This is a genomic window from Roseovarius arcticus, from assembly GCF_006125015.1.
GTDB lineage: Bacteria > Pseudomonadota > Alphaproteobacteria > Rhodobacterales > Rhodobacteraceae > Roseovarius > Roseovarius arcticus.
The window spans coordinates 1,727,796-1,753,633 of the sequence record NZ_SZZN01000001.1 but is presented as its reverse complement, the minus strand read 5'-3'; the positions used below and the strand labels follow the sequence as shown (position 1 = coordinate 1,753,633).

At 56.3% G+C, this 25,838-nt stretch carries 22 protein-coding genes and 4 pseudogenes; 15 read left to right on the top strand and 11 right to left on the bottom strand.

Going from position 1 to position 25,838, the window contains the following annotated elements:
* Positions 1–399: 399 nt before the first annotated feature.
* The gene (locus MK6180000_RS08270; protein WP_138934293.1) at positions 400–2,361 is read right to left on the bottom strand and encodes a lysozyme inhibitor LprI family protein; all 1,962 of its coding nucleotides are present in this window, start codon (positions 2,359–2,361) and stop codon (positions 400–402) included.
* Between the two features lie 391 nt (positions 2,362–2,752).
* Between MK6180000_RS08270 and MK6180000_RS20630 the strand changes: the two are divergent.
* The 12 genes and pseudogenes from MK6180000_RS20630 to MK6180000_RS08215 all read left to right on the top strand — a co-directional run.
* Positions 2,753–2,848, top strand: a pseudogene (locus MK6180000_RS20630) (IS6 family transposase); the annotation flags it as partial.
* Between the two features lie 184 nt (positions 2,849–3,032).
* On the top strand, positions 3,033–3,302 hold the full coding sequence (locus tag MK6180000_RS20625; protein WP_246040464.1) for a recombinase family protein: 270 nt from the start codon (positions 3,033–3,035) through the stop codon (positions 3,300–3,302).
* A 38-nt stretch (positions 3,303–3,340) separates the two neighbouring features.
* Positions 3,341–3,547: a recombinase family protein gene (locus MK6180000_RS20620; RefSeq protein WP_246040463.1), complete on the top strand. Its 207-nt coding sequence runs from the start codon at positions 3,341–3,343 to the stop codon at positions 3,545–3,547.
* 468 nt (positions 3,548–4,015) lie between these two features.
* Complete coding sequence (locus MK6180000_RS08255) at positions 4,016–5,260, top strand: transporter substrate-binding domain-containing protein (protein WP_138934292.1); 1,245 nt, start codon at positions 4,016–4,018, stop codon at positions 5,258–5,260.
* An 86-nt stretch (positions 5,261–5,346) separates the two neighbouring features.
* Complete coding sequence (gene urtB / locus MK6180000_RS08250) at positions 5,347–6,216, top strand: urea ABC transporter permease subunit UrtB (protein WP_138934291.1); 870 nt, start codon at positions 5,347–5,349, stop codon at positions 6,214–6,216.
* Positions 6,217–6,227: 11 nt separating this feature from the next.
* Complete coding sequence (gene urtC / locus MK6180000_RS08245) at positions 6,228–7,325, top strand: urea ABC transporter permease subunit UrtC (RefSeq protein WP_138934290.1); 1,098 nt, start codon at positions 6,228–6,230, stop codon at positions 7,323–7,325.
* Positions 7,326–7,327: 2 nt separating this feature from the next.
* Positions 7,328–8,056, top strand: a complete 729-nt coding sequence (locus MK6180000_RS08240) for an ABC transporter ATP-binding protein (protein ID WP_138934289.1) — start codon at positions 7,328–7,330, stop codon at positions 8,054–8,056.
* Between the two features lie 3 nt (positions 8,057–8,059).
* On the top strand, positions 8,060–8,761 hold the full coding sequence (urtE, locus tag MK6180000_RS08235) for an urea ABC transporter ATP-binding subunit UrtE (RefSeq protein WP_138934288.1): 702 nt from the start codon (positions 8,060–8,062) through the stop codon (positions 8,759–8,761).
* Between the two features lie 51 nt (positions 8,762–8,812).
* Complete coding sequence (locus MK6180000_RS08230; RefSeq protein WP_138934287.1) at positions 8,813–9,856, top strand: aliphatic amidase; 1,044 nt, start codon at positions 8,813–8,815, stop codon at positions 9,854–9,856.
* A 75-nt stretch (positions 9,857–9,931) separates the two neighbouring features.
* Entirely contained in the window at positions 9,932–11,053 is a 1,122-nt protein-coding gene (locus MK6180000_RS08225; RefSeq protein WP_138934286.1) for an AAA family ATPase, read from the top strand.
* Positions 11,054–11,067: 14 nt separating this feature from the next.
* Positions 11,068–12,228, top strand: a complete 1,161-nt coding sequence (locus MK6180000_RS08220) for a transporter substrate-binding domain-containing protein (RefSeq protein ID WP_138934285.1) — start codon at positions 11,068–11,070, stop codon at positions 12,226–12,228.
* A gap of 3 nt (positions 12,229–12,231) precedes the next feature.
* Positions 12,232–12,834, top strand: coding sequence for an ANTAR domain-containing response regulator (locus MK6180000_RS08215; protein ID WP_138934284.1), 603 nt, complete (start codon positions 12,232–12,234; stop codon positions 12,832–12,834).
* A gap of 159 nt (positions 12,835–12,993) precedes the next feature.
* Here the strand turns inward: MK6180000_RS08215 and istB are convergent.
* The 3 genes and pseudogenes from istB to MK6180000_RS08200 all read right to left on the bottom strand — a co-directional run bounded on the left by istB (position 12,994) and on the right by MK6180000_RS08200 (position 15,853).
* Positions 12,994–13,801: pseudogene (gene istB, locus MK6180000_RS08210) on the bottom strand (IS21-like element helper ATPase IstB).
* Positions 13,758–14,261, bottom strand: a pseudogene (locus tag MK6180000_RS08205) (IS21 family transposase); the annotation flags it as partial. The pseudogenes istB and MK6180000_RS08205, both read right to left, overlap by 44 nt.
* Before the next feature lie 158 nt (positions 14,262–14,419).
* The gene (locus MK6180000_RS08200) at positions 14,420–15,853 is read right to left on the bottom strand and encodes a sensor histidine kinase (RefSeq protein ID WP_138934283.1); all 1,434 of its coding nucleotides are present in this window, start codon (positions 15,851–15,853) and stop codon (positions 14,420–14,422) included.
* 347 nt (positions 15,854–16,200) lie between these two features.
* On the opposite strand from MK6180000_RS08200, the pseudogene MK6180000_RS08195 reads away from it, so the two are divergent.
* A pseudogene (locus MK6180000_RS08195) lies at positions 16,201–17,365 on the top strand (IS3 family transposase).
* A gap of 112 nt (positions 17,366–17,477) precedes the next feature.
* Here the strand turns inward: MK6180000_RS08195 and MK6180000_RS08190 are convergent.
* The 3 genes from MK6180000_RS08190 to MK6180000_RS08180 all read right to left on the bottom strand — a co-directional run bounded on the left by MK6180000_RS08190 (position 17,478) and on the right by MK6180000_RS08180 (position 19,925).
* On the bottom strand, positions 17,478–18,512 hold the full coding sequence (locus tag MK6180000_RS08190) for an IS110 family RNA-guided transposase (protein ID WP_138934282.1): 1,035 nt from the start codon (positions 18,510–18,512) through the stop codon (positions 17,478–17,480).
* 664 nt (positions 18,513–19,176) lie between these two features.
* Positions 19,177–19,524, bottom strand: a complete 348-nt coding sequence (locus tag MK6180000_RS08185) for a hypothetical protein (RefSeq protein WP_138934281.1) — start codon at positions 19,522–19,524, stop codon at positions 19,177–19,179.
* An 83-nt stretch (positions 19,525–19,607) separates the two neighbouring features.
* Positions 19,608–19,925 carry an HPF/RaiA family ribosome-associated protein gene (locus MK6180000_RS08180; protein WP_138934280.1) on the bottom strand — a complete coding sequence of 106 codons (318 nt, stop codon included), beginning with the start codon at positions 19,923–19,925 and terminating at the stop codon, positions 19,608–19,610.
* Between the two features lie 431 nt (positions 19,926–20,356).
* Between MK6180000_RS08180 and MK6180000_RS08175 the strand changes: the two genes are divergently transcribed.
* A complete protein-coding gene (locus MK6180000_RS08175) occupies positions 20,357–20,800 on the top strand; it encodes a phasin family protein (protein ID WP_138934279.1) in 444 nt (147 codons plus the stop codon).
* 131 nt (positions 20,801–20,931) lie between these two features.
* Here MK6180000_RS08175 and MK6180000_RS08170 read toward each other — a convergent pair whose 3' ends face one another.
* On the bottom strand, positions 20,932–21,450 hold the full coding sequence (locus MK6180000_RS08170) for a DUF2061 domain-containing protein (protein ID WP_138934278.1): 519 nt from the start codon (positions 21,448–21,450) through the stop codon (positions 20,932–20,934).
* 35 nt (positions 21,451–21,485) lie between these two features.
* On the opposite strand from MK6180000_RS08170, the gene MK6180000_RS08165 reads away from it, so the two are divergent.
* Complete coding sequence (locus MK6180000_RS08165; RefSeq protein ID WP_138934277.1) at positions 21,486–22,259, top strand: potassium channel family protein; 774 nt, start codon at positions 21,486–21,488, stop codon at positions 22,257–22,259.
* Between the two features lie 185 nt (positions 22,260–22,444).
* Here MK6180000_RS08165 and MK6180000_RS08160 read toward each other — a convergent pair whose 3' ends face one another.
* From MK6180000_RS08160 to MK6180000_RS08150, 3 genes are all read right to left on the bottom strand, one after another.
* Entirely contained in the window at positions 22,445–23,551 is a 1,107-nt protein-coding gene (locus tag MK6180000_RS08160; RefSeq protein ID WP_138934276.1) for a quaternary amine ABC transporter ATP-binding protein, read from the bottom strand.
* Between the two features lie 10 nt (positions 23,552–23,561).
* Positions 23,562–24,590: an ABC transporter permease gene (locus MK6180000_RS08155; RefSeq protein WP_138934275.1), complete on the bottom strand. Its 1,029-nt coding sequence runs from the start codon at positions 24,588–24,590 to the stop codon at positions 23,562–23,564.
* Positions 24,591–24,766: 176 nt separating this feature from the next.
* Positions 24,767–25,735 carry an ABC transporter substrate-binding protein gene (locus MK6180000_RS08150; RefSeq protein WP_138934274.1) on the bottom strand — a complete coding sequence of 323 codons (969 nt, stop codon included), beginning with the start codon at positions 25,733–25,735 and terminating at the stop codon, positions 24,767–24,769.
* Positions 25,736–25,838: the final 103 nt, after the last annotated feature.

Genomic DNA, 25,838 nt, shown 5'->3' with positions numbered 1-25,838 from the left:
AAAGATTCCCATCGATATTCCGGGTTAAAGGCTGGCACATACACTGACATTTCAGGACCAAGACAAATATCTTGAATTTGTCGGCGCGGTGGTTTCGAGAAAGATGAATAATCGGACCGCCACCGCACCCATGCTTTTTCTGGAAAGTACGAGCGACGGCCAATTGGTGAAGATGCGCTCATCGAGCGGGCCCATCAGTTCCGATGCTCTGATTAATCATCAATTCTGGGACGCACCGCGATGCGCCGCCGAAATCTTTACTTCCAAAACGAACTTTACCTACTCCACTCTGGAGTCAAAAAATCAAAGGTAGTTTAGCAGGTTCATAAGCGTCCATTTCGCGAATATCCTCCCCGTTTCCGATACTGCCGATCCGGGTGACGGCAACCGGGGCACCCATCAGCGGGCAAGTTGGCTCACACATGCCTGAAAAGCACGGCCCGCTGCGGTATCTGCTTCGGCCCCACCGTGGAACCAGCCGACGGCTGCCGGGCGGTAGTCCGCAAGTGCAAGTTCCCGCGCCGTTGCGCCAAGCTGCGGTGCGACTTCGGTTTTGACGCAACTGCAAAGGCTCGTAGAATCGGACGCATAGCCAGAGGCGCGCATGCACGAATCTCCAAGGCTGCTGGCGCGCTTGGGGTCTGGCGCCGGATCGGTCTCAGAGGGTGCGCCCGGTATGGTGTAGCCCGCCTCAAGCGGTGTTGGTGTGCCGTTGGCATTGGCTGCCAGGTTGTCCAGAAGTTGCCGGACGGCCGGTCCCTGGCAAGAATGGGAATTCACCATGCGCTGAGCGTCAATAGCATTGCCCGCAACCGGGGCGATCATGCCCTGCAAATCAATGCGCCCTGCCATGAGGTCCTGGACCGTGCCAAGAACCGCCGTTATTTCCGTTTGCGTTGGCCCTTCCGTTGTCAGCCGTGCGAAATAAGGGGCAAGTTCTTTTTGCACACGGAAACTGCGGCTTTGGCTGGAGCGGCTAAGTTCGAACCCGAGGCCATTAACCACACGCGTCACCGCGGTTTCGGTGAATGGCACAGCGTCTGCGGGCATGAAATTGCCGCAGTTGCGGTTGAAGGCCACGATAAATCCACCGACGAAAGACCGCAACGCAGGGGCGTCCGGAGCGAGCCGCCCGCCTTCGAAAATACCGCGGATCGTATCAGGGTAGTAAAAATCGGTCCAGAACTCAGACGCGCGATAGACATGGCCCGCGGCAACGAGACGGTCGCGCCGCGCGGTCTCATCAGCGAAATGGGTCGCAAGCCGTTGAAGGCGCGCGCGTTCCTCTGCCTTGGCGCGTTTTTCCTGATATTCAGTGTTTTCTTGGCGGGCAGCGGCTTCATCGGCCCAACTGCGGGGGGCATCTGAATAGGTCTGCATTGCGCGCCCATCAGCATCGATGGTCGCGATAGACCGCGAGATGGCCGGCACATCGCTTTCTGCGAAGCGCGGCGGAAGGGGAAATCCCAGCCGCAAGTGATTGAGCTTGACGTCAGATCCATACACCGGACCAATCTCGGCAACAACTTCGAGATCCGTTGCTGTATTCAGCGGGACAGATTCATCTGGCCCAATGTCGTGAATCGCAAAGACATTGGCCCCGCAAGAATAGTCGCAATCTGGAGTAACGTAGGCCGTTCGCCCCTTAATGGCGCGCAGCTCGGGAAAGGGAATACCATGGCGTTCCGCCTCCGCCACAAGCCCCTGGGCAGTTCTGAGCGTCTCAAGTGCCGCACTGTCCGGCTCAAGGGGTCCGGCGGGAGTTTCATCGCGCGGCAATTCCTCGAGATAGTCCCATGCCGCAGCTGACGCGCAAGCCATATCCCTGTTGCAAGCAAACCGGGCGTCGATCCAGTAACGATAGCGGGCCCAAGCCTTTTCCTTTTCGTCCGGAGTCAGCGTTCCGGTGAAAGCGAGATAACGCTCCAAGGCCTCACCATCGAGCCTTGCGACCTCCGCGTCCCCGCAGATGTCGAGTTCGCCGGATTTCATCAAAAGCGTCCCAGGACACGAAAACGAAGGCGCACCGGGCGAGGCCTGATAGGCGTTGCAAGTGCGCACGAGCGTGGTCATCGGAGCATGAAGTCCAAGGGCACTCATCCGGCCCAGAACCTCGCCATCATAGCTATCTCCGCGAAACGTTAATTCGGCGGAGGGATCATCCACAGCATAATCGGGCAGAGGGGTCGCGAGTATTTCAACCTCAGCTTCCTGGCCGGGGCGAAACATGGTTTCCAGCCGATGTCCGTTAATCACGTTGGCACTGGTTTCGAATCTCAGGAAGATCAACCGCGAGTCTACGTTCCACTTTGTCTGAAGTGTGTCGGGCAGGATGATGTTCAGGCTTACTTTACTGGACATGCCACCGGTTCTTCCGCACCTAACTGTTAGTTGCTCGCCCACCGCATCAGCGTAGAAGATCGATGGAACTCCATCTGAGCCGGCAAAATACCAGACTGGATCATTTTGCGCGCTCGCACTGGGAGGGCCAATCGAAAGGGCAAAGAACATAGCGGCAGCCCTATGCGAAACTTTGGAAAGACTGCGCATCTCAAGTGCTCCTTCACGCCGGAGGTTGCCGTAGCGTCAAGATGATATGTCCGTGACCGATTCGTGTAAATACAAGGCGTTTTGCATTGTCAGAGGAAATCGACTTGAGGCGGGCGAGGCGGTTTCGTAGCCTTTCTGGATGACAAAACACTCCCCGTTTCGATACTCAAAGACCAGCCCCGAAATCAGTCGGCTGACGGAAATGCTGTATATTCGGTTTCCACTATCTCTGCGAAACGTTGAGGATCTCCTGCACGAGCGTGGCATCGAGATCAGCCACGAAACTGTCCGCTTCTGGTAGAACCGATTTGGCCCTGTATTTGCCGCTGAAATCCGCAGGAAGCGGATTAGCCGGATGCGTGCTTATTCGACTTGGCAGTGGCATTTGGACGAGGTCTTCGTGAAGATCAATGGCGAGATCGCCAAAACTTCAAGGCCAATCGAACCGCCGCACTCGTCGAGTGGCGCGGCCATTGCGCGACATGAGGGACAGCATTGCTGCCATTGCTGAGACTGGTCGCATTCGTCTGACAAGACCCCGAAAACAGCATCTTCGGGCGGCGGCGATTCCAGATTGGCGTTTTGGTATTTTTGGTTTTCATCGCACAATTGGCCGGTTCACGGAAGTCGAAAGTGGTGGCAAGGATGCGCGCCTCGAACTCACTAAGGCCCTGCATCTGGGCAAGCTCACGGGGGCTACGTTGGTGATCGCCAAGCTCGACCGGCTAAGCCGCAACGCTGTCTTCCTCTGACATTGCGCGACAGCGGTGTGCGCTTCCTAGCGGTGGATATGCCCGAGGCGAATGATCTGACTGTCGGTATCATGGCGCTCGTGGCCCAGCATGCACGCAAGGCGAACTCCCGGCGGACGAAAGAGGCCCTTGCGGCCGCGAAGGCGTGCAGTGTGAAGCTCGGCAATCCCAACGGCGCAGCGGCGCTGCTGGCTGCGGGCAAGGGGGGGCGCGGCTTTGCGCGCAACCGTCAAGGTAAACGCTAAAGCACATGCCATCGATTTGACCGGTGTAAAAATGGATGTCCGCACTCAGGGTCATCAGACGCTGCGCGCCATGGCCGGAGAACTGAACCGGCGTGGCAACCTTATACGGCGCGGTGGGATGTAGCATGTGTTGAGTGTCAGGAATCTGCTGCGAAGAATTGAACGTACTGATGGAGCTGTCATAGAGAATGAGATGCGAGTGTGGAGGGGCGATCTCCCGCTAAAACTCGTTAGGAGGCTAGACGCCGAACACGCGGTGCCAGCCGATGCCGCCAATAAATGCCGCGAGATGGGATAATTATCTTGCATGGAATCTTCTTTTCGTGAATGATTGTTTCGAGTTCAATTGCGAGCTCACATAAATTTACGAGCAAAGTAGCTCCCAATCGCAGATTCAACTGCGGTCGGGGGCTATTTTTTTGCGTTTAGTCGAAATGTGCTCGTTCAAAAAAAATGGGGAGTAACACAATGAGAAGACGGGATTTTCTTGGACGCGCAGGTGCTGCAGGCACCATGGGATTGGCCGGTGGGCTGTCAATGCCTGCTCTGCTCAGCGGCGCAAGGCGCGCTTACGCAGCGGAGGATGACATCCCGGTGGGGCTATTGTTCTCGCTGACGGGAGCGGTGGCTGTTGTGGAGCACACGCTACATGACGCGGCCCTAATGGCTATCGAAGAAATCAACGCCGCAGGCGGTGTGCATGGCAAGCAGTTGCGCCCGATTATCGAAGACCCGGCCTCGGATCCGGCGACCTATGCCGACCGCGCGCGCCGTCTGATGATCCGCGACAAATGTGTTAGCGTCTTTGGCTCATACACATCGTCCAGCCGTCAGGCAGTCCTGCCAATCGCCGAGCAGCGCAACAACCTTTATTGGTATCCGACGCTATACGAGGGGCGCGAATGCTCGCGGAATATCATGTACGGCGGCGCGCTGGCCAACCAGCAGCAGGATATTCTGCTACCATGGCTGGTCGAGAATTTCGGCAAGAAATTTTACATGATCGGGAATAACTACGTTTATCCGAAAGAGGAAAACAATTACTGCCGTATCCTGCTAGAGCAGCTTGGCGGTGAGGTCGTGCATGAGGAATACGTCCCGATGGGCCATTCCGATTTTAGCTCAGTCATCAACCGAATTCGCGCCGAAGAGCCGGACGTGATTTTTACGACACTCGTGGGCGACTCGGATGTGGCCTTTGCCCGTCAGTACCACGCGGCTGAACTCGACCCCGAAAAGATGCCAGTCTGTAGCCTGACCCGGTCCGAAGTCGAGGTGAAGGCAATCGGCGGGGAAGCAGCGGCTGGTCACTTTTCGTCCGCGCCGTACTTCATGGGGCACCAATCGGCCGAAAACGAGACGTTCGTCGAGAACTACAAAGCGCGGTTCGGGGCCGATGAGGTCACGCACTTCGTTAGCGAAGCCGCCTATTTTCAAGTGTATCAGTTCAAGGCCGCGCTGGACAAACTCGATCCGGCAAACATCAGCCCGACTGCTATTCGCGATGCGGCGGTAGGCATGACTATGATGGCACCGCAAGGCGAGATCCTGATCGACGAAAATCTGCACACGCATCTATGGCCTAAGGTCGGCCAATGGCAATCCGATGGGCAGGCAAAGGTTATCCTGCAATCGGATGAGCGGATCTCACCCAAGCCCTACGCCGCATATCCGGGGCAGGACTGTACCGGGGAGGGTCTGGTCAAGACCTGATCCAGACGACTTTCGCTATCTGAAACCTCAACAACCAACAAAGTCCGGCTCGTGTACCGAGCCGGGCTGACGGAGGGGGCTGTCCTATGGACGTAGTTTTTAACCAGGCTTTCGCAGGGCTGAGCATTGCCTCAATTCTGCTGATCATCGCTCTAGGTCTTGCCATCATCTACGGCACGATGGGCGTGATCAATCTAGCACATGGTGAGTTTGTCATGCTGGGTGCCTATGCCACCTGGGCCTTGCAAACGCACCTCGGGCTGGGTGTGATCACCGCGCTGCCGCTGGTTTTTCTGGCGGTGGCGGCGGCGGGCTGGGTGATCGAAAAGGTCATTGTGCAGCGACTATACACACGGCCGCTCGATACCATCCTCGCGACTTGGGGCATCGGAATAATCCTTCAACAGGCGATCCGGCTAGGTGTGGGTGCAGAGTCAAAATTCGTGCGCGGGCCACAATGGTTGTCGGGCAATGTCGAAATAGGTGCGCTGGTGATGTCTAACTATCGCCTGTTCGTCATTGCTTTCTCGCTGTTCATTGTTGCGGTCACCTGGCTGCTAATGACCCGGACCGAATTCGGGATGAAGCTACGCGCAGTCATTCAGAACCGCGGCATTTCAGAGTGCTACGGGATCGAGGCCAAGAAGGTTTACTCGGTCACGTTCGCCTACGGCGCAGGTCTGGCAGGTATCGCAGGCGCACTTATCACGCCGCTGTTTAGCACCATTCCTACTATGGGCACTGGTCTGGTTGTAGACGCATTTCTGGTGGTGATCGTGGGTGGCCTTGGCAGTCTGGTCGGCACCGCCGCGGCTGCGATGCTGATTGGCGAAGTGACAGCACTGTTTTCGATCGTGATCAACGACACTCTCGGGCGGATCGCCGTGCTGGCTGGCATCATAATCCTGATCCGTTTCCGTCCACGTGGCCTTTTCCCTTCTGACACACGCCGTTGAGGAGCAATTTGATGAATTCGCGACTTTCATACGACATTATAGGGCTGGCCGTGTTCGCTGCGGTGATCCTCTTTGGCGTACCCGCTTTTTTCGGCTACGACGCGTTTGAGCTGAATACCTTCTCGCGCTACCTTAGCCTCGCGATCGTGTCGATGGCGTTGGCGCTATCGTGGGGCACAGCTGGATTGCTCAATCTTGGGCAGGCGGCAACATTCGGCATGGGCTCTTACGCCATGGCGATGCACCTAAAACTAAAGGCCAGTGGCGACGGCCTGCCCGATTTCATGGGCTGGAACAACGTCGATACGCTCCCGATACTTTGGGTACCGTTTCACTCGTTCGCATTCACGCTCCTGGCCGGTCTTCTGGTTCCGGCGGCGGTGGGTGGATTGATTGCGGTCTTTATGTTTCGAGCCCGGATCGCCGGTGTGTTCGTGGCCGTCATCACTCTGGCCTTTCTTGTAGCATTCCAGTTGCTTGTGATTGAACAGCAAGGTTTCACCGGCGGGCAGAACGGACTGACGGGGTTAGCGCCGTTGGTTCTGTTTGGTTGGACCGTCGATATCTACAGCGTGGCGTTCTATTACCTTGTCGGGGCGTGTCTGATGGTGGCGTTAATGTTCGGCCTCTACCTGACGCATTCCAAGTTCGGCCTGATCCTGCGCGCCATACGCGAAGACCCGGACCGCACCCGTTATTTCGGCTACAACGTTGCCAATTATCAGACGGTCATATTCTGCATATCGGCGGGTCTCGCTGGACTGGCTGGCATGCTTTACGCGCTGGTGCTGGAGTTTGCATCGCCAACCTACATGAGCGTGTCGTTCAGCCTAGCCATCGTAATCTGGTGTGCGGTCGGAGGGCGCGAGTCCGTGCTGGCAGCAGCTGTAGGGGCGATCCTGGTCAACCTCGCCGAGGGACGCCTATCGGACGTGTTCGTCGAGGGCTGGCACATGATGCTGGGCGTGATGTTCCTGCTAGTGGTCATGTTCATGCCGCGCGGCATTTACGGCGTCATCGTCGATACATTCCGCGCTCTGCGCCGCACATCTGCGTGCGATGACGCCGCGCAATCCGGTGCCCCCCTCAACTCAAAGCAGGAGAGCTGATCATGGCGCAGCTACAAGTTAGAGATCTGCAAGTAACGTTCGGTGGCCTAAGGGCCGTGGACGGGATGAGCTTCGATGTGGAGCAGGGCGAAATCCTGTGCCTACTGGGGCCAAATGGCGCGGGTAAGTCCACAACGCTGGACCTGATCTGCGGCAAGACGCAGCCAACCGGCGGCTCGGTCAGGTTGGACGATGTCGAGATATCAAAACTGCTGGAGTATGAACGCGCGCGCCTCGGCGTCGGGCGTAAGTTTCAGGTGCCGTCCGTTTACAAGGAGCTGACGGTCGCCGAAAATCTGTCTGTCGCCCAGTCAGTTAAGCCGGGCATCTGGCATGCGCTGACCAATCCGTCGGTGCGACGTGGCACCAAGATGCGGGACATCCTCGAATTGGTCGGGCTAACCGACAAGGCAGGCGTGCCTGCGGGCAACCTGTCGCACGGCGAGACGCAATGGCTGGAGATAGCCATGCTGATCGCGCAGGGCAGCCGCCTGATCCTGATGGACGAGCCGACGGCAGGCATGACCATTCAAGAGACCGACCGCACTGCCAAGATTTTTCGCTCGCTCAGCGCCGATCACACGCTGATCGTGGTTGAGCATGACATGTCCTTCGTTCGCACCGTCGCCGACCGGATAATCGTGATGAATCAAGGCGCCAAGCTGGCCGAAGGCTCGATAGAAGAGATCGAGGCAAACGAGGCCGTCAAGACCGCATATTTGGGGCATTGAGCAATGGAAAATCTAAGCGCGAACAACCTCTATTCCTACTACGGCAAAAGTCCCGTCCTGCAGGGCGTGTCGTTCGATCTGAAGCCGGGTGAGTTCCTATCGGTTCTGGGCCGGAACGGCGTCGGCAAAACGACCCTGCTCAAAAGCATCATGGGCCTGACCGATAGTTGCCAAGGCGGTTTGCAGTTTGGCGGCGCCGATCTGCTGAAATGTAGCACGCCACAGCGGGCCAAACACGGCATCGGTTATATCCCCCAGGGGCGCGAGATCATTCCGCGTTTCACTGTGCGTGAGAATATTTTGATGGGCACCTTTGCCCGCACCGATGGCAGGCGCGAAATTCCTGAATACCTCTTTGATATGTTTCCTATGCTGAGTGATTTCATTTCGCGCCGCGGCGGCGACCTGTCTGGAGGACAGCAGCAACAACTGGCGATTGCGCGCGCTCTGGCGATGGATCCCAAGATCCTGATGCTGGACGAGCCGACTGAAGGCATTCAGCCAAACATCGTCAAACAGATCGAGGATGCGATCATCCAGCTTAACCGCGAGCGGGGGCTGGGTATCATTCTGGTCGAGCAGAACGTGCCCTTCGCGCGCGCTGCGTCTGATCGCTTCCTCGTGCTCGACAAGGGGCGCGTTGTTCTCAGCGGCACCTCTTCCGAGCTGACAGACTCCGTCGTGGAGCAACACCTGACGTTCTGAAAACGCAGGCAATTTACCACAATCAACCCCGTCAATATGAAAGGACAGGACATGAGACATGGAGATATTTCGAGCAGCGACGATACCGTCGGCGTCGCGGTCGTAAACTACAAGATGCCGCGTCTGCACACCAAGGCAGAGGTGATGGAAAACGCCGAGAAGATCGCCGAGATGGTCGTCGGCATGAAACAGGGTCTGCCGGGAATGGATCTGGTAGTTTTCCCCGAGTACAGCACCCAAGGGATCATGTACGATCCAGGCGAGATGATGGAGACCGCCGCCACCATTCCTGGCGACGAGACCGAGATTTTCGCCCGTGCGTGCCGCAAAGCCAACGTCTGGGGCGTATTCTCAATCACCGGAGAACGCCACGAGGATCACCCTAAGAAGAACCCCTACAACACCCTAATCTTGATGAATAACAAGGGCGAGATCGTACAGAAGTACCGCAAGATTCTTCCTTGGTGCCCGATCGAGGGTTGGTGCCCGGGTGGCGAGACCTTCGTAGCCGAAGGCCCTAAGGGGATGAAGATCAGTCTGATAATCTGCGATGACGGCAACTATCCCGAAATTTGGCGCGACTGCGCGATGAAGGGGGCCGAACTGATAGTGCGCTGTCAGGGCTACATGTACCCGGCCAAGGAACAGCAGATAATGATGTCCAAGGCGATGGCGTGGGCCAACAACTGCTATGTGGCCGTTGCCAACGCGGCAGGGTTCGATGGGGTGTACTGCTACTTCGGACACTCGTCGTTAATTGGCTTTGATGGGCGAACGCTGGGCGAATGTGGGACCGAGGAAATGGGTATCCAATACGCGCAGATGTCGTTGTCCCAAATTCGCGACGCGAGGGCGAACGATCAGTCGCAGAACCACCTCTTTAAGCTGCTGCACCGTGGCTATACTGGCGTCCACGCTTCGGGTGACGGCGATCTGGGTGTGGCGGATTGCCCGTTCGAGTTCTACCGCAACTGGGTCAACGACGCGGAAAAAACTCGCGAGGATGTTCATAAGATCACTCGCTCGACCGTCGGTACGGCGCAATGTCCGGTTGGCAATCTACCAACTGGCGCAAAGGAAAAAGAGGCCGGTTGACGGAAAGTCCCAAACTTCTGGCGCGGCGCGGTTTGCGCGCCGCGCTTTCACGCACACAATTCCCGAGGACAATAAATGCCGTTTCTGAGTGACCGAATGCAAGCGACCCAACGTGAGGCGCAGACCAACCGTGCGCTGTCGGATGAAAATACCCGTCAGATCAGCCACTCGAACGGGACATCCGGGGTCGGCATTCTGAACTCGCGATTTTCCTTCGACATGGATGTAGTCGAACGTGAGTTGCGCAGCTCGATCATTGGGCAGGATAGCGCCATTGAGGAGGTTTTGGAAATTTTGAAAGTAGTGCGGGCCGACATCGGCGATCCGCGCAAGCCGCTCGCGTCGCTTCTGTTCTGCGGCCCCACCGGCGTCGGCAAGACTGAAACAGTGCGCACGGTCGCGCGAGCACTTTATGGCGACGCGGATGCAATGTGCCGGATCGACATGAATACGCTGGCGCAGGAGCATTACGCCGCGTCGTTCACCGGCGCGCCGCCGGGCTATGTCGGTTCCAAGGAGGGTACGACTATCCTTGACGCGGAAAAGATCGAAGGCACCCGCAACCTTCCAGGTATTGTGCTGCTGGACGAACTGGAAAAGGCCAGCAACGAGGTGGTGCTGGCGCTGCTAAACGTGTTCGACAATGGCTTGCTGACCGTAGCGTCGGGTGAGCGAACTTATTCGTTCCGCAATGCGATAATCTTCATGTCATCCAATCTTGGCGCGCGGGAACTGATGGAATTGGAGGAAGGGCGGCTTGGAATACTATCCAGGCTCAAAAGCCCGGCTAAGGACAAACGCACGCGCGCACATGATATCGTGATGAAGTGCCTGCTGGAGCGGTTTCCACCTGAATTTGTGAACCGCATCGACCATATCGACACGTTCAACTGGCTTGGCCGTGAGACGATGCCGGAACTTGTTAATGTCGAAATGGATAGCCTCAACCGGAGGTTGCGAAAGCATGATGTCATCATTAGCATCAACGATGCAGTGCGGGGATACCTGGCAGAGCAGGGATATGACAAACGCTTTGGCGCGCGTGGACTAAGACGTGCCATGAGGCGGCATTTGGAATTTCCATTGGCGACATTTCTGCTGGAACCGAGTAATAAATTCGGTATGCCCGGTAGCGGTGGCTTGGTTAGGCTGACCGCAGGCCTGCACAACGATAAAATTGTCTTTGGGCATGTTTGAAAGGGATAGATGCAGTGAACAGTCAGGAGAGCTGGAAAATCGGAATGCTCTTTTCGACGACCGGCGTGACGGCGATTATCGAGCAATCACAGCTTAACGGCACTCTACTTGCTATTGATGAAATCAACGCGCGTGGCGGTGTGCGGGGGCGCATGATCAAACCCGTAAGTTATAATCCGGGCTCAATCGTTTCCAACTACGGCGAAATGGCTGAAAAGCTCATCGTCGACGATAAGATAACCGCTCTTTTTGGCTGCTACATGTCGTCCTCGCGCAAGGAGGTGTTGCCGATAGTTGAGCGGCGAAATGCGCTGTTTTTCTATCCTACCTTGTATGAAGGCTTCGAATACTCGCCTAACGTCATCTATGGTGGCGCGACCCCCAACCAGAATAGCGTGCCTTTGGCAAATTATCTGATGAACACATTCGGCAAGCGCATCTTTTTCGTGGGGTCAGACTATATCTATCCGCGCGAGTCGAACCGTGTGATGCGAAATGTGTTGCGCCAAGGCGGTGGAGAAATTCTAGGTGAGCGCTATCTTGGTTTTGATACAACTGAGGAGGGATTTGCGGATATTGCTCGTGAGATTCTGGATATGAAGCCTGATGCGATATTCTCGACCGTGGTAGGGCAGATGTGCATTGATTTTTATCGTGCATACCATGCGGCCGGTGGTGACGGTCGCATGTGTCCGATTGCCAGCCTCACCACTAACGAGGCTGAAATAGCTGCGATCGGCCCGGAAGCTGCTGTAGGACATATAACCGCCGCGCCATATTTTCGCACCATAAGTTCACCTGCGAATCGCAAGTTCTTGAAGGCATACAAAGAGAAGTTTGGTACTGTGAGCGACGTGACCAGCTGTTGCGAGGCGGCGTACAGTCAAATGCACATGTTCGCCGCCGTTTTAGAAGATGTTGGCGAGATGGATACGGAGCGTCTGCACGACGCATTACTCGGCCTGACGTTTGATGCTCCGCAAGGGCAGATCAAGATCGACCCTGACAACAATCACACCTACCTTCAGTCGCGTATCGCACGGGTCGATGTGAATGGCGAATTCGTCATCGAGAACAAACTTCGCCGCTCGGTCAAGCCGGATCCCTATTTGGTGTATCCTGAGATTCATGACCGAAAGTTTAGAACACAGAAGGTGATCCAAACAACGCTATGATACATGAGTGATTTCATTCAGGAGTTGAGGGACCTTCATACTCTGGTTGTTCACCAGAGGGACCGCAGCGCGGATGATCTGCTACAGCAGCTCAATCGGATTGGTTGCAACTTTGAGAATGCTTGGCCGCTGCCCGAGGTACTGCAAAAGAAATTTGATCTCGTTTTCATCGATGTCACAGATCAACCAACCAGTGTTATCAAGTCCTTTTTAAACAGCAGTGGGCACGAGCCGCCCACGGTGATTGCCGTGATCGGCTATGAGAACCCTTCGACGCTGGACTCGATTTTCGAGATTGGAGCCCATGCGTTACTAACAAAACCGGTGCGCGCAGCAAGTGTTCTTAGCGGCATGCTGATGGCAAGGCGTTACTGGGCCGAGCAGATAAGATTTCAGAAAGATCTGTCCAAATTGCGAGACCGTTTGGGCAATTTGCAAAAGATCAATGATGCGAAATTTATCCTGATGCGACACCACAGTATCGATGAAAAAGGAGCCTATGCAGTGATCCGCAAGCAAGCGATGGCCAAGCGAACCACTACGTTCGAGATTGCCCAGTCAATCATAAATGCCGATGGTATATTGCGCAATATTGGCGATATTTAGCTTTCAGGGTTTTCACGAAAGATGTGAGTCAGCTGCCCCGGAGACCCTCGTCCGGTCGCCGTGAGGCTAGGGTGCCTGCGCTTCAGTGTAGATTTCCACGCGGAAGTGAGCCGGGTTTTCCATCGAGAAGTGAGCCACCTTTAAGTTACGTTTCGGGTGTCAGGCTTTGGTCAATGCATGATTGTCCTCCCTCTGCTTCTGCGCCGCTGCGGCTGAACTGGCTTTGAAGCGGAAGCTGTCATTTCCGGTCTCCAGGATGTGGCAGCGGAGGGTCAGGCGGTCGAGGAGTGCGGTCGTCATTTTGGGGTCTCCGAAGACCGTGGCCCATTCGCTGAAGCTCAGGTTCGTGGTGATGCGCTGCCTGGCAGGCGAATGCGCAGCAATTGCCGAGAAGGACAACGCTGGTGCGTTCATAAAGCTTGCTGAGCAGATGGAAGAGTAACGCGCCGCCTGAGGCGCTGAACGGCAGGTAGCCAAGTTCGTCCAAGATCACGAGGTCCAGGCGGACGAGGCTTTCGGCCAGCTGCCCGGCTTTCCCTTTGGCCTTCTCCTGTTCGAGCGTTTTGACGAGCTCGATGGTCGAGAAGAAGCGGACCTTGCGGCGGTGATGCTCGACAGCCTGCACGCCGAGGGCGGTGGCAACATGGGTTTTGCCGGTGCCGGGGCCACCGATCAGGACAACGTTCTGTGCGCCGTCCATGAACTCACAGCGATGCAACTGCCTTACAGTGGCCTCGTTGATCTCACTGGCCGCGAAGTCGAAGCCCGAGAGGTCCTTATAGGCCGGGAAGCGAGCGGCCTTCATATGGTAGGCCCCTCTCGGCAGCATGGTTTGCATGCGCCTTGCCGGGCAACGGATGGAACGCACCTCCCGCTCAACCAGTTCAGCCTTCAACAACTGCGCGAGCATCGGCACCGCGGCATCAAAGGCCGGTGGTTCGGGCACGCAGGCCGTCGTAGCGTTCAATGTTTGCCATTGGTTTGCGCTGAAGTATCAGCGCCTGCGGCGTATCGATGTCGGGCCCACCGATCGTCTTTCCGTCGATCAGACGGTGCAGAAGGTTCAACACATGGGTTTTTGTGGCGACACCTTCGGCCAGCGCCATTTCCACGGCGACCATCACCGCCTGTTCATGGTGATGCAGGACCTGCGCCAGGATATCGACCATTTCCCTATCACCGCCGGGACGGCGCAACATGAGGTCTTGCAGCTGTTTGAAGGCCGGAGGGAATTCCGCAAAGGGCGCGCCGTTGCGTAATGCCCCTGGCTTGCGCTGGAGGACCGCCAGATAATGCCGCCGGTCGTAGATCGTCCGTGGCGGCAATTGGTGGCTGCGCTCGATCACTCGCACATGCTCGCACAGGATCTGACCCTCGGCAACGACCACCAGACGTTCGGGGTAGACCCGCAGGCTGACGGGGCGGTTCAGGCCACAACGACGGTCGGGTTTCATGTAGCCGACAGCAGGGCGAGACTTTAACTGCCTCGCCATCGTGTTGGATTGGTTCGCGCGATGGATCTTAGCATTGGGATGCTGCCTCATCGCCTAAATCTGCTCGCTTTCTACGTCATGGCGAGTGTCGCCTATGTGCGTTTGGCTTGCAGTTGGAGCAGTGTGGAATGCGGAATTGCCAGAGTGTGTATTGTTCCGCCCTTTCCGCTGATGCGCTCCATCGCGCCGCCCAATTGCTGAACGAACGCCTCAACCAGTTTCTGACCAAGGCCGGAATCCACATGTGCGTCTTCATCGATGCCTAGGCCATCATCCCAGATCGTGAATTCGAAGCCACCTTCGACGGTGACAACTCGCAACCCGAGTATTCCGGTATCACGCCCCTCGTAAGCATACTTCAGACTGTTTGTCGCCAATTCGTTAGTGATCAGTCCTAGGGGCACGGCGATACGCGTGGACAGCCAGAAATCGTCGATCGAAAGATCAAGGGTGATCGCTCCGGGCGACACTTCCAGCGCGGTCACCGTATCGCGAACAATTGCGCTCAGGTAGTCGTTTGCCTTAACGCTATCAACCGCCGCCGAGCGCGAGAGGGTGTGATATAGGGTTCCGATGGCTTCGATGCGGGTGCGCATGCGTACGAACGCCGCCTTGCAGGCATCGTCGATCATAGTTCGCCCTTCCATCGAGATGACAGAGCCGATCACCGACAGAGAATTCATCACCCGATGGTTCAATTCTTCCAGAAGCTGATTGGACCGGTCGAGGGCCTGATCACGCTCGGCTCCCAAGCGGCGCCGTTCGGTCACGTCCTCTATGGCCAGTAGCAAGGTCTTGGTGTTGTTGCCCTCGCTGAAAATCTCACGGGCGTTCAGGATAACCGTTCGTGTGCCAATATGCGGAAAATCATGCGTTATTTCATAGCCTTCTATCGTCGAATGTTCGGGAACGACATCTTTCAGAAGACGGATCAGTTCGGCATTTGCCCATTGTCCATTCCCCAGACTGGTCAAATTTTTGCCAATTGCCTGTCTCGCATCCACCTCGAATTTCGAATAAAATGCACGGCTCGCCGCAATGATCTGGAGGTCACCGTCCAGAACCAGGAGCGGTTCACGCAATGTGTCCACGATGCTTTCCGCCAATAGCCGCTGGCGGCTAAGTTCCCGGGAGTAATCGGCGGCTTCAGTTACATCGTCTATCGCCAGCAGAATTTGCTTTGTGCTGTTGTCCGCCCTTACTGTCTTGCGCGCATTCAGTCGCATCACCTTACGCCCGATATGATCAAAATGGTGTTCGATTTCGACATCTTGGAACGTCAGGTTCTGCGCGACAATCGCGTTTAATGGGTCCAGTATGGTCGGAATATTCCACTGGCCGTCACCCAGATCAGAAAGGGCACGACCCACGGTTTCATCGAGGTCGACCTGAAACATTTTCAGAAATCTGTCGCTGGCGAATTCGACGGTAAGGTCTTCAGTCAGGACAAGGAGACCTTCGCGCAGGGTTGCAACAATTTCGGTTGGGTTCATAGTCGCCAGTGCAGTGGAAGAGTCGTCGGTCATCGTGATCTAGCCTCTTGCGTCGCGGAGTGAGACCGAAACGTCAATTTCTTATACTATTATGGGTGTTCTGAACCAAGTGGAAGCCACGAGAGGATTTGCTGGTCTGTCAGCACATCAAAACGCTGAAGGTGGCCGATGGTACAACCTCAGCGAAACCTCACTTCTCTAATCGGGCGTTTGGGTCAAGTTCATTTCATCTTTTGTTTTCCGTCTTTTAGGAATCGTTGTCTCTCATCCGGGTCACACTTCTCTTCGCAGTCATTGTTGGTCCGGTTCGGTTGGAATGCCCCCACTGAAGTGGTCCACCTTTTGGGATAGAATTATCCCGTTTTCAGGAGGACGACGAGATGGCTGGCAAACGAGAGAAGCCCGAAGATATTGTGCTGAAGCTACGGCAAGTTGAAGTGCTGCAAGGGCAAGGGCGGTCGACGGCGGAAGCGGTGCGTCAGATCGGTGTGACGGTTCAGACTTATTATCGATGGCGCAAAGAATATGGCGGCATGAACCGCAATCAGCTCAAGCGGCTTAAAGAGCTGGAAACAGAGAATACTCGGCTCAGGCGTGCGGTGTCGGATCTGACACTGGACAAGATGATCTTGACTGAGGCCGCACGGGGAAACTTCTAAGCCCTTCCCGCCGCCGTCGGTGCATTGATCATGTGCGGCAGACCCTTGGCGTATCTGAGCGCCGGGTCTGCCGCACACTCGGGCAGCATCGTTCGACACAGCGCAAGGAACCTTGCGGCTTGCCGGACGAAGCGCGGCTAACCGAGGACATCATTGCACTGACGGAAGAGTTCGGACGCTATGCGCTGCCCGGCAGGCGATGCTCGCATCGCCGAGAGGGGGTACCGCATGATCACCGGGATGTTGAACAACAGCGGATGGCATGTGAATCACAAGCGCGTAGAGCGAATTTGGCGGCGCGAAGGGCTGAAAGTTCCACAAAAACAACCCAAGAAGGGGCGGCTCTGGCTGAACGACGGATCTTGCGTGAGGCTGCGGCCTGAGCGCCCAAACCACGTTTGGTCGTATGACTTCGTCCAAGATCGCACACACGATGGGCGGGTCTACCGCACACTGAATATCATCGATGAGTTCACGAAGGAGGCGCTTGTGATCAGAGTTAAACGTAAGCTCAATTCAACAGACGTGGTCGACGCCTTGACCGATCTGTTTATCCTGAGAGGGCCGCCAGAATATATCAGATCGGATAATGGCGCGGAATTTATCGCAAAAAAAAGTGCGTGCCTGGATCGGGGCAGTTGGCGCGAAAACCGCTTTCATCGCGCCAGGCTCACCATGGGAAAACGGATACTGCGAGAGCTTCAACTCCCGCTTCCGCGACGAGCTGCTGAACGGGGAGGTCTTCTTCACGTTGCGCGAGGTTCAGATCCTGATCGAAAGATGGCGCCGGCACTACAACACAGTCAGGCCACACAGCGCCTTGGATTATCGTCCACCGGCACCAAAAAGCATCGTACCGATAGACCAGAGACCGACCATGCATTAACATTTAAACTGGACCACCCGATGGGGGCACACCAAGCTTTTTCGGCGTCTTCCACAGACCTCGTCCGGTGAGGGACGATCCCGCCTATGATCGTTGAAAAGATTTGGTCAGATCATGCTGCTCCCTTCAATGGTTCATGACGGAATTCGGTGCCATCTGCCCATATTCGGTGCATGATGACTGCTAACTTTCGCGCCACCGCTACAACGGCACGGCGGCGACCTTTCCGACGCATCAGTCGCAGGCCCCAGCTCTTGATCTCTGATCTAGCAATGGATCGCATCATCATCGCGTTTGCGGCGCTGTAAAGTGTTGCTCGAACGTCAGAGTCGCCAGCTTTGGAGATGCGTCCGGGATTATCCTTTTCGCCAGACTGGTATCGCCGTGGCGTAAGCCCAAAATGGGCAGCCACAGTGCGCGAGCTGGTAAAGCGCGATGGATCATCAACGGCAGCCCGAAAGGTCAGTGCTGCAATTGGTCCGACGCCCGGAATGGCCATAAAGCGCAGGCAGGCCTCGTCCCGGCTGGCCGCCTGTTTTACGCGCCTGTCAAGCTCGCGGTACGTTGTGTAAAGCACGGCCCGGGCATCAAGCAAAGGCAGGAGAGCATGGGACAAATCTGGGTCCGCTTCGACCAAGGGTCGCACCCGTTCATCAAATGATCCTTGCTCGACACGAGAGGGAAGTCGGATGCCAAATATTTTGAACAATCCACGGACTTCGTTGGCCAAATCAATACACTTCTTTTGGATCGCTTTGCGACTACTCAAAAGTGCGCGAAGCGCATGGGCTTCACGGCTCTTGATGTAAACTGGGTTAAACCAACCGGAGCGCAGCACTTGAGCAATCCCACGAGCATCCGTTTTGTCGGTTTTATTGCGCATCGCTGATAGCGCGGCATTCACTTGGCGCGCTTCCATGCAAACAACATCAAAGCCAGCGGCGCGAAGGCCCCTAAACAAATGTTGGCACATTGGCCCCGCTTCAAAGCCAATGTGAAGGGCGGTGCTCGGTACGTCCCGTAAACATTCGACGATGTCTTCGATCTCGCAGGCAACAGAGCGGTCAAATATCAGCTTGCCATCAGCATTGATCACGCAAACCGCGACACTCCGCAGCGAAACATCTAGTCCAACATAGTAATCCATCTCGTTCTCCTCAAATTGCAGAAATACTCTGCAACTATATCAAGAATCTGACCCTTCATCATGGTCAGCCCGATTACCCATGCTTTGTCCGCATGCCTGCCGTTTGCGGCGCCAAAAATGCTGCGCTTTGGATCAACGTCCGGTTTGAGGAAGCCGCAGTGCAGCGCGCGATGACGACCAACGGCAGCATTGGGCCGTTCGCATCATTCGACACAAGGGCGGAGAGCGGACGTTCGCTGCAAGTGCGAACCGATCATGCTGGTATGTCGAAAGCCGACATCCACGTGAGTTTGAAACGCCAGTTTTCTCTGCAGCGTCGCAAGGGGGATCGGAGCCCCACAGCACACGACACACTGGCCAAGTAATGTTACACTGTTGAAGCCGGCTGGGTTGATAACGTGAGCGAAAAATACCGCGACGAGGTCGCAAAGGCGTACGCGTCGATAGTGGTGGAAGGCATGAAGACGGATTGAGCGGGTAAGAGGCTCATCCATGCGGATACATTCAGGGGCAAGGGGCGACCAGCCGCCTGCCCGACGTCTTTTGGTCGAGCCTTTCACCAACTGGGGCTTAGCTGCATGTCGCGGTTAGCCTCGGCCTGTTCTCGCGCGCTCTCGGCTAAGTCGCTGCAGCTCCAGTGTCCGGTGCAGCGCCCCTTGAGGTGTCAGGGTACAGGGGTTTGCTGGTGCGCAATCCGCAGCCATTTCCCGTCATCCTGAAGGTATGAGGATGTACAGAGGGCCTCGTAGATCGGTGTATCATCGCGCTCTGCAGAGACGTGATAGGCCAGAACAGCAACATCTTTTTCTTTATTGAAGCTGCGCTTCGTAAAGACGACGGACCGCCATCGCTGCGCGACCTTCTCATCTCGCCAAAGAGCATCCCCCTGAAGAATTCCGACTGGATATGGGAAAACAAAAACGGCGCCTTTCGCGGACATGTTCCGCGCGCTGTCAAGGCCTTCCGTCCAGAACCGTTCTTCAAGGGCCCAAATGTCTCTTTCATCCGCCATAGTGCATGATCTTTCAATTAGAGGTGTTTTGCCTTCTGGCGATGGAGACGGATCGCTGCCAAACGAAACCTTTGCCAGATGTTTCAGTGACGATCAGACAGTTTTCCAAGAGTGCGCTCCAGCGAGCTTTTCATCTTGCTCGCTGCGCCCTTTGTTGCCTGCTCCAACGTCAAATCCGCATGCTTGACGACCGTGGGTTGTTGTCCCTTGAGCCTTGCTTCCAACATGCAGTGTTTTTCCTCGTGGCCGGTTGTGCCAGTGCTGGGATCACTGAGATGGACTTCAATTCTGCTGATATGTTCGTCGAGATGGGCCAGTTCTTGCTGAACCAAACCCTTGATAACGGTTGCGAGGGCCTCACTTCCGTCGATGTTGTTGTCCGTACTAACTTCGATGTGCATTTTGCATGCCCTTCGAAAATTCCCTCGCAAATGCAAGGGATAAATGGGTCTAAGCTATAATTGTATGTGGTCGGGCGACGTTACGCAATGCTCTGGATCAAGCGCTTTGAAAAGCTACCTTTCGTATGTTTGAGTTGTCGCGCAGAGCCGCCATCCGACCATTGAATATGCTGAGGGATTGAGCAGTGCTCGCTCTGCACTGCCGCATGTTGGCTCTGAGCCCATCTGGCAAAAATATGCAACGCCGAAAATGGCCGGTATCAATTTCAAATGCACAAACCCAGGCTTTGGGGGCCATCTGGCCGAGCGAGTTTGACCAAATAAACTGCTGCGCTGCAGCATGACGCCCCTTGAAATGCTGCGGCGCAGCAATCATGTCTTGTGTAGACGCAGCAAGCGGGAATGATCCCGCCAGCCGAAAGGATTTCAATATGAACAAGACACCTGACATGACAGCAATGCTCAAAGACGCAATGGCGGCCTTCCCGATTGATGCTTCCGCAGCCGAGGGTGCGTTCAAATCCAGCACCGAGCTCAATGAGAAGATCAGCACTGTAGCTCAGACCGCCGTCGAAAAGTCGACAGCGATCTCTCAGCAGTGGACCCAGGACACGCTGAAAGGCCTGTCGGACGTCTCGAAAGCCAAGTCGGCACCGGCAGACTATATGCAGGCGATGACAGAATTCGCCGCCGGATATTCCAAGTCGGCCACCGAGCACATGACTGCCTTCGCGGAAATCGCGAAGAAAGCCCAGGCGGATACGCTGGAACTAATGACGGCGGTCGGCAAGAATTTGGGCGAGAATGCAGCCTCGACCGCCAAGTCTGCCAGCAAGGACACCACTTCTGCCACGAAGACTGCTGATACCAAGTAACCAGGCGACAATGGAAGCTGCTTCTATCGGGAGCGCACGGCACGAAGGCAGGCTCGCAGGGGTCTGCCTTTTTTGCTGTTCGATGATGCAGCCAACGTTAGCGGCTGGGCGGCGCGCGCCACCATCTGGGGTTAGGTGTCGTGCGATTCCGGCTCCTTCCCCGTGCCGTACTGAATTCGTGACCAGGCGCGCTCGTGAACGAAATAAAGGATTAGCTTGGTGATGATCTCAAGGCCGCCGATGGAAACGGCGGTGCCAAGGTTGCCAGTGAAAATCCACGCTAGCACGGTCGTGTCGAGCGAAGCAATGATACGCCAAGTGGCGGTTTTGCTGGTGCTGCGCCATCCGCTTTCCTTGTGCTTGCTATCTGCGGCCGACACGCCCCATCTAATCCGCGCCCAACCGCGTTCGTGAAGGAAGTAGAGTACCAACTTGGTGATGACTTCGGTAACGGCAATGTAGGTTGCGGCCCTTAGCGCTTCGCTGTGGTTGCCCTCATGTCCGAATAGCGGGCCAATATAGGTAATGACCAGCCACGACAGCACCAGCGTGTCGAACGTGCCGATGATGCGCCAGGATACTGCCTTGGCGCCCGAACGTTTCGCCGATACTTTAGTTGGAGGGGTCTTGATCTCCGGGGTTTCTTCCATCGCCTCAGTTTGGGCCGAATTCTGGGGGCGAAGCAATGGAAAAGCTTAAAAAGAAGGTCAACCTGCTGTATACGGGCACCAGCAAGAAGGCGGCGATGTTTCGCTACCTCCTGATGGGCTTCGACGTCTCTACCATTGTGTTTTTCATTGCCACGGTGCAGCGTGAGCCAACTCCGGGAATCCTTGCTGCTGACCTTGCGATCGGCACACTTATCTTGACCGACTTTCTCTCACGCCTGTGGATCGCCCCCAACCGAGCGCGGATGATGCGCCAAATTTATACGGTCACGGACGTGGTGGTTATCCTGTCTCTCTTGCTGGCGCCTTTGGTGTCGCAGAGTTTCGGCTTTCTAAGGGTGCTGAGGACCCTGCGCCTGCTGCATTCCTACCACGTCCTACGCGACCTGCGCCGCGACACGCCGTTCTTTCGCCGCAACGAAGATGTCATCGTTAGCTCGGTGAACCTCGGCGTCTTCATCTTCTTCATGAGTACATTAGTTTTCGTGCTGCGGGTCGATTACAACCCTGACATCGTCGGCTATGTCGATGCGCTCTATTTCACCGTGTCGACGCTAACCACCACCGGCTTCGGCGACATCGTGCTGACCGGCACCGCCGGACGGCTCGTGGCAGTGGTCATTATGGTCGCTGGGGTCGCCCTGTTCCTGCGCCTGGCGCAGACCGTTTTCCAGCCCAGTAAGCTGCGCCACACCTGTCCCGAGTGTGCCCTTAATCGGCATGACACTGACGCGGTTCACTGTAAGCATTGCGGCCATCTACTCAAAATCGAGACGGGCGGCGCATCTTGAATTCGATCTTCGCTTCGCCGTGCTGTGGTCGGCGATTGACCCGTTTCATAGCGCCGACCTCTCACTGCGCGTCTCGGTTGACTTGTACTTTAACGCCCTCGCGCGGATTCTCGAAAATTGTCATCGTCCCTGCTCCTCGCGGGAAGCGCAGGGCAAATCCAAGTTACTCATTAGATGGGACGCTCTCACGCGCTCCTGTTCTGAGGCAGGCCGCCGGTATTCACGCATCGGCCCCGCGCCAACGCCGCACCTTCGGCGCCGCCAGACGGAACCAGCGCACGCACCAGCGCGCGCATGTGCAAAACGCCGACTTGCCGACCATCCTGCGTCACGCGGTAGCGCAGCGTCGTGTCGCCACCCGATGCTGCGATCAAGGACTCCAACGTGGCATCATGGTCCACGTCCCCCGCTACCTCGTCCGCCACTTCGTCCGTTTCTTCCATCACAGAGCGGACGCGTAGGACGCGGGCGCGATTGATATCGGCGACGAAATCTTCGATGTAGGGATCGTTTGGGTTTAGCAAAATCGCCTGCGGCTCGCCTTGCTGAACAACGAAACCGTCCTTAAGAATTACCAAATGATCCGCCAGCTTCAACGCCTCGTCCAGATCGTGGGTGATGAACACGACCGTCTTTTGCAACTCGCTCTGAAGGTCGATCAGCAGGTTCTGCATATCCGTGCGGATCAGTGGATCGAGCGCCGAGAACGCCTCGTCCATCAGCATGATATCACTGTTCGAGGTCAGCGCTCGGGCGATGCCGACGCGCTGCTGCATACCGCCGGATAGCTGGGCAGGGTATTGGTTCCCTTGTCCTTCCAGCCCGACGCGATCCAGCCATTTGGTTGCCTCAACCGCATATTGTCGGCGGCTTTTGCCGCTTACCGACGGCGCCAGCCCAGCATTCTCCAGAACTGAGCGGTGCGGTAACAGTGCGAATTTCTGAAACACCATCGACATGCGATGCTGGCGCAGATCGCGCAGCTGTTTTTCACCGTAGGTCAGAATGTTTTCGCCATCAACCAGCACCTCGCCCGCCGTTGGTTCAATAAGGCGATTGAGGTGGCGGATCAGCGTCGATTTACCCGACCCCGACAGCCCCATGATTACCGTCGTCTTGCCGCGCGGCATGTCGACATTGATGTCGTTGAGGCCAAGTACATGGTTTGTCTCTGCCAGCAACTCGGTCTTGCCCATACCGTCCTTGACGCGGGCCAACGCGATTTGCGGTTCCTCACCGAAGATCTTGTAAAGACCGCGGACCGAAATCTTGGGTGTGTTTTCTTCAGACATATCCATCCCCTCAACTCGGATTCTGCGTGTTGATGCGCGCCAGCGCGGCCTTGGTCACACGGTCGAGAATGATGGCCAACAGGACGATCCCTAGACCCGACAACAGGCCAACACCCAATTCAAGGTTGCGAATACCGCGCAGCACCAGCACACCCAGACCGGGGGCCGAGACCAGCGATGCGATCACGACCATGGCGAGGCTCATCATGATGGTCTGGTTGACGCCCGCCATGATGTTGGGCAACGCCAGCGGAATCTCCACGCGCAACAGTTTTTGCCGCTTGGTCATGCCAAATGCATCAGCGGCCTCGATCACGTCCTTATCGACCAACCGGATTCCTAGATCAGTTAGGCGCACCACCGGCACGATGGCATAAAGGATAATAGCGATTCCGTAGAGCTTCGGCTCGGTCACTGAAAATAGGAAAATCAGCGGGATCAGATAGACGAAGGGCGGCAACGTTTGCAGCATGTCCAGTATCGGGATCATCACCCGCTGTACCTTGTCGCTGCGTGACATGGCAATGCCTATGGGCACGCCTATTATCACGCATATTATGGCACAGACAAATATGATCGCCAGCGTCTGCATCGTGTAATCATAGTAATCGACGAAGGCGAGAAAACTAAATACAGCGGCGACCAGTCCGACAAGCTTGAAAGATCGGCTGACAAACCAGACGACCAGCATCAGTGCGGGGATCATGATCCACCACGGCGTTGCCTGCATCACCCAAAGCGCATCGTTCAGCGCCCAGCTCAGAGGCTGGGTAAGAGGATCGACGACGATTTTCAGGCTGTCCTTGATGCCCAGAAATCCGCGCTCCAGCCCCAGCGTTAATGCGCGCGCCTGAGGGATCGTGGTGCAAGCGTCATGGAGCGCGTCAAGCGATGGAAATGGCGTGTCCCAAGCGGAAACGCTCGCCTGTTGCCCTGAGGTTTCGCCGAGCAGGTCAGCCATCGACGACAGACCGCCGGTCTCCTCGCCGCACCAACCGCGCAGGCCGAGACTGTCGAACAGAAAATCATAGGTCGCCATCACATCCTTTCCGGGGCCATTCCGGCTCCTCGTCCATTTTGGGCCGCATTGGGCCACCGGATCACTTTGCCGATAATCACGAAAGCGTTTCGCAGGTAGAGAAGCGCTTGCGTCAGGTCATCGGCTTCCAAAACAAAGGGGCGGCACCTTGTGGCACCGCCCCTAAGTAAGTTGCTTTACTTCAACAGCTTGGAAAGGTTTGCACGGGCATCATCGTTCAGCCACGCGCTCCACTCGTCCTTGTTGTTTTTCAGGTAGTAGACGGCGGCCTCTTCGGCAGTCGCGTTATTTTCGTCCTGCCACGCCAGAAGAGTGCTCATCGTGTCGGTTTTGAAGGTAATGTTGGACATCAGTTGCGCCTCTTCAGGGTGCGCCTCGTTGAAGTCCTTCGTCACGATGGTCAGGATCGGGGCCGTTGGAAATGCTGACGGCCTGGGATTGGGCGTGTTCGCGTTCTGGTTGGCGGCATGCGCCTCTTCATCGAGCTCGCCCAGATCAACACTCACCATGTCATACTTGCCCAGCGGGGTGGTCGGCGCCCAATAGTAGCCGAACCACGGCTCCTTGCTCTCATAGGCCGAGGCCATCGAGGTCGCCAGCGTCTCGCCCGAGCCGTGGTTGAACACTTCAATTTTGTTGCCTTCCAGATCGAAGGCGCGTGCCAGATTGTCGCTGACGATCCGGCAGCCCCAACCGTCGGGGCAGTTGTTGAACATGCCGCCAACCAGTTCCGGGTTCGCCAGAACGCCATCTATCGTCTTCAGCTCGGGGTGCTCCTCGACCAAGTAGGACGGGATCCACCAGCCTTCGATGCCGCCCGGGTCAAGCACGCTGGTCAGTTCGACAATCTCGCCACCCTCTTTCAGCTTGTCATAGACATCACCAGCCGAATTGGGCCACATTTCCGGCACGATGTCCGGCTCGTTGTTTTCCGCCAGCGAGGTAACAGCAGGCGTGGTGTCGGACGGCACAACCGCGATATCACAACCATAGCCTTGCTCCAGCAGGAATTTCGAGGTTGCGACGACAATCTTGGCCGAGGACCAGTTCATCTCGGCCATCGAAATCTCGCCGCACTCCTCAGCGGCCAGCGCTGCGCCGGGCAGGGTCAGGGCCATGGCGGTTCCCAGTAGATATTTTTTCATGTCGTTGTCTCCTCTTTCGGTGTTCTCCGGCCGCAAGTCAGCGTCGCAATCACGCGACGCAATCGACACTCACTGTCAGGCGGGGCAGGCGCAAATTGCCTCC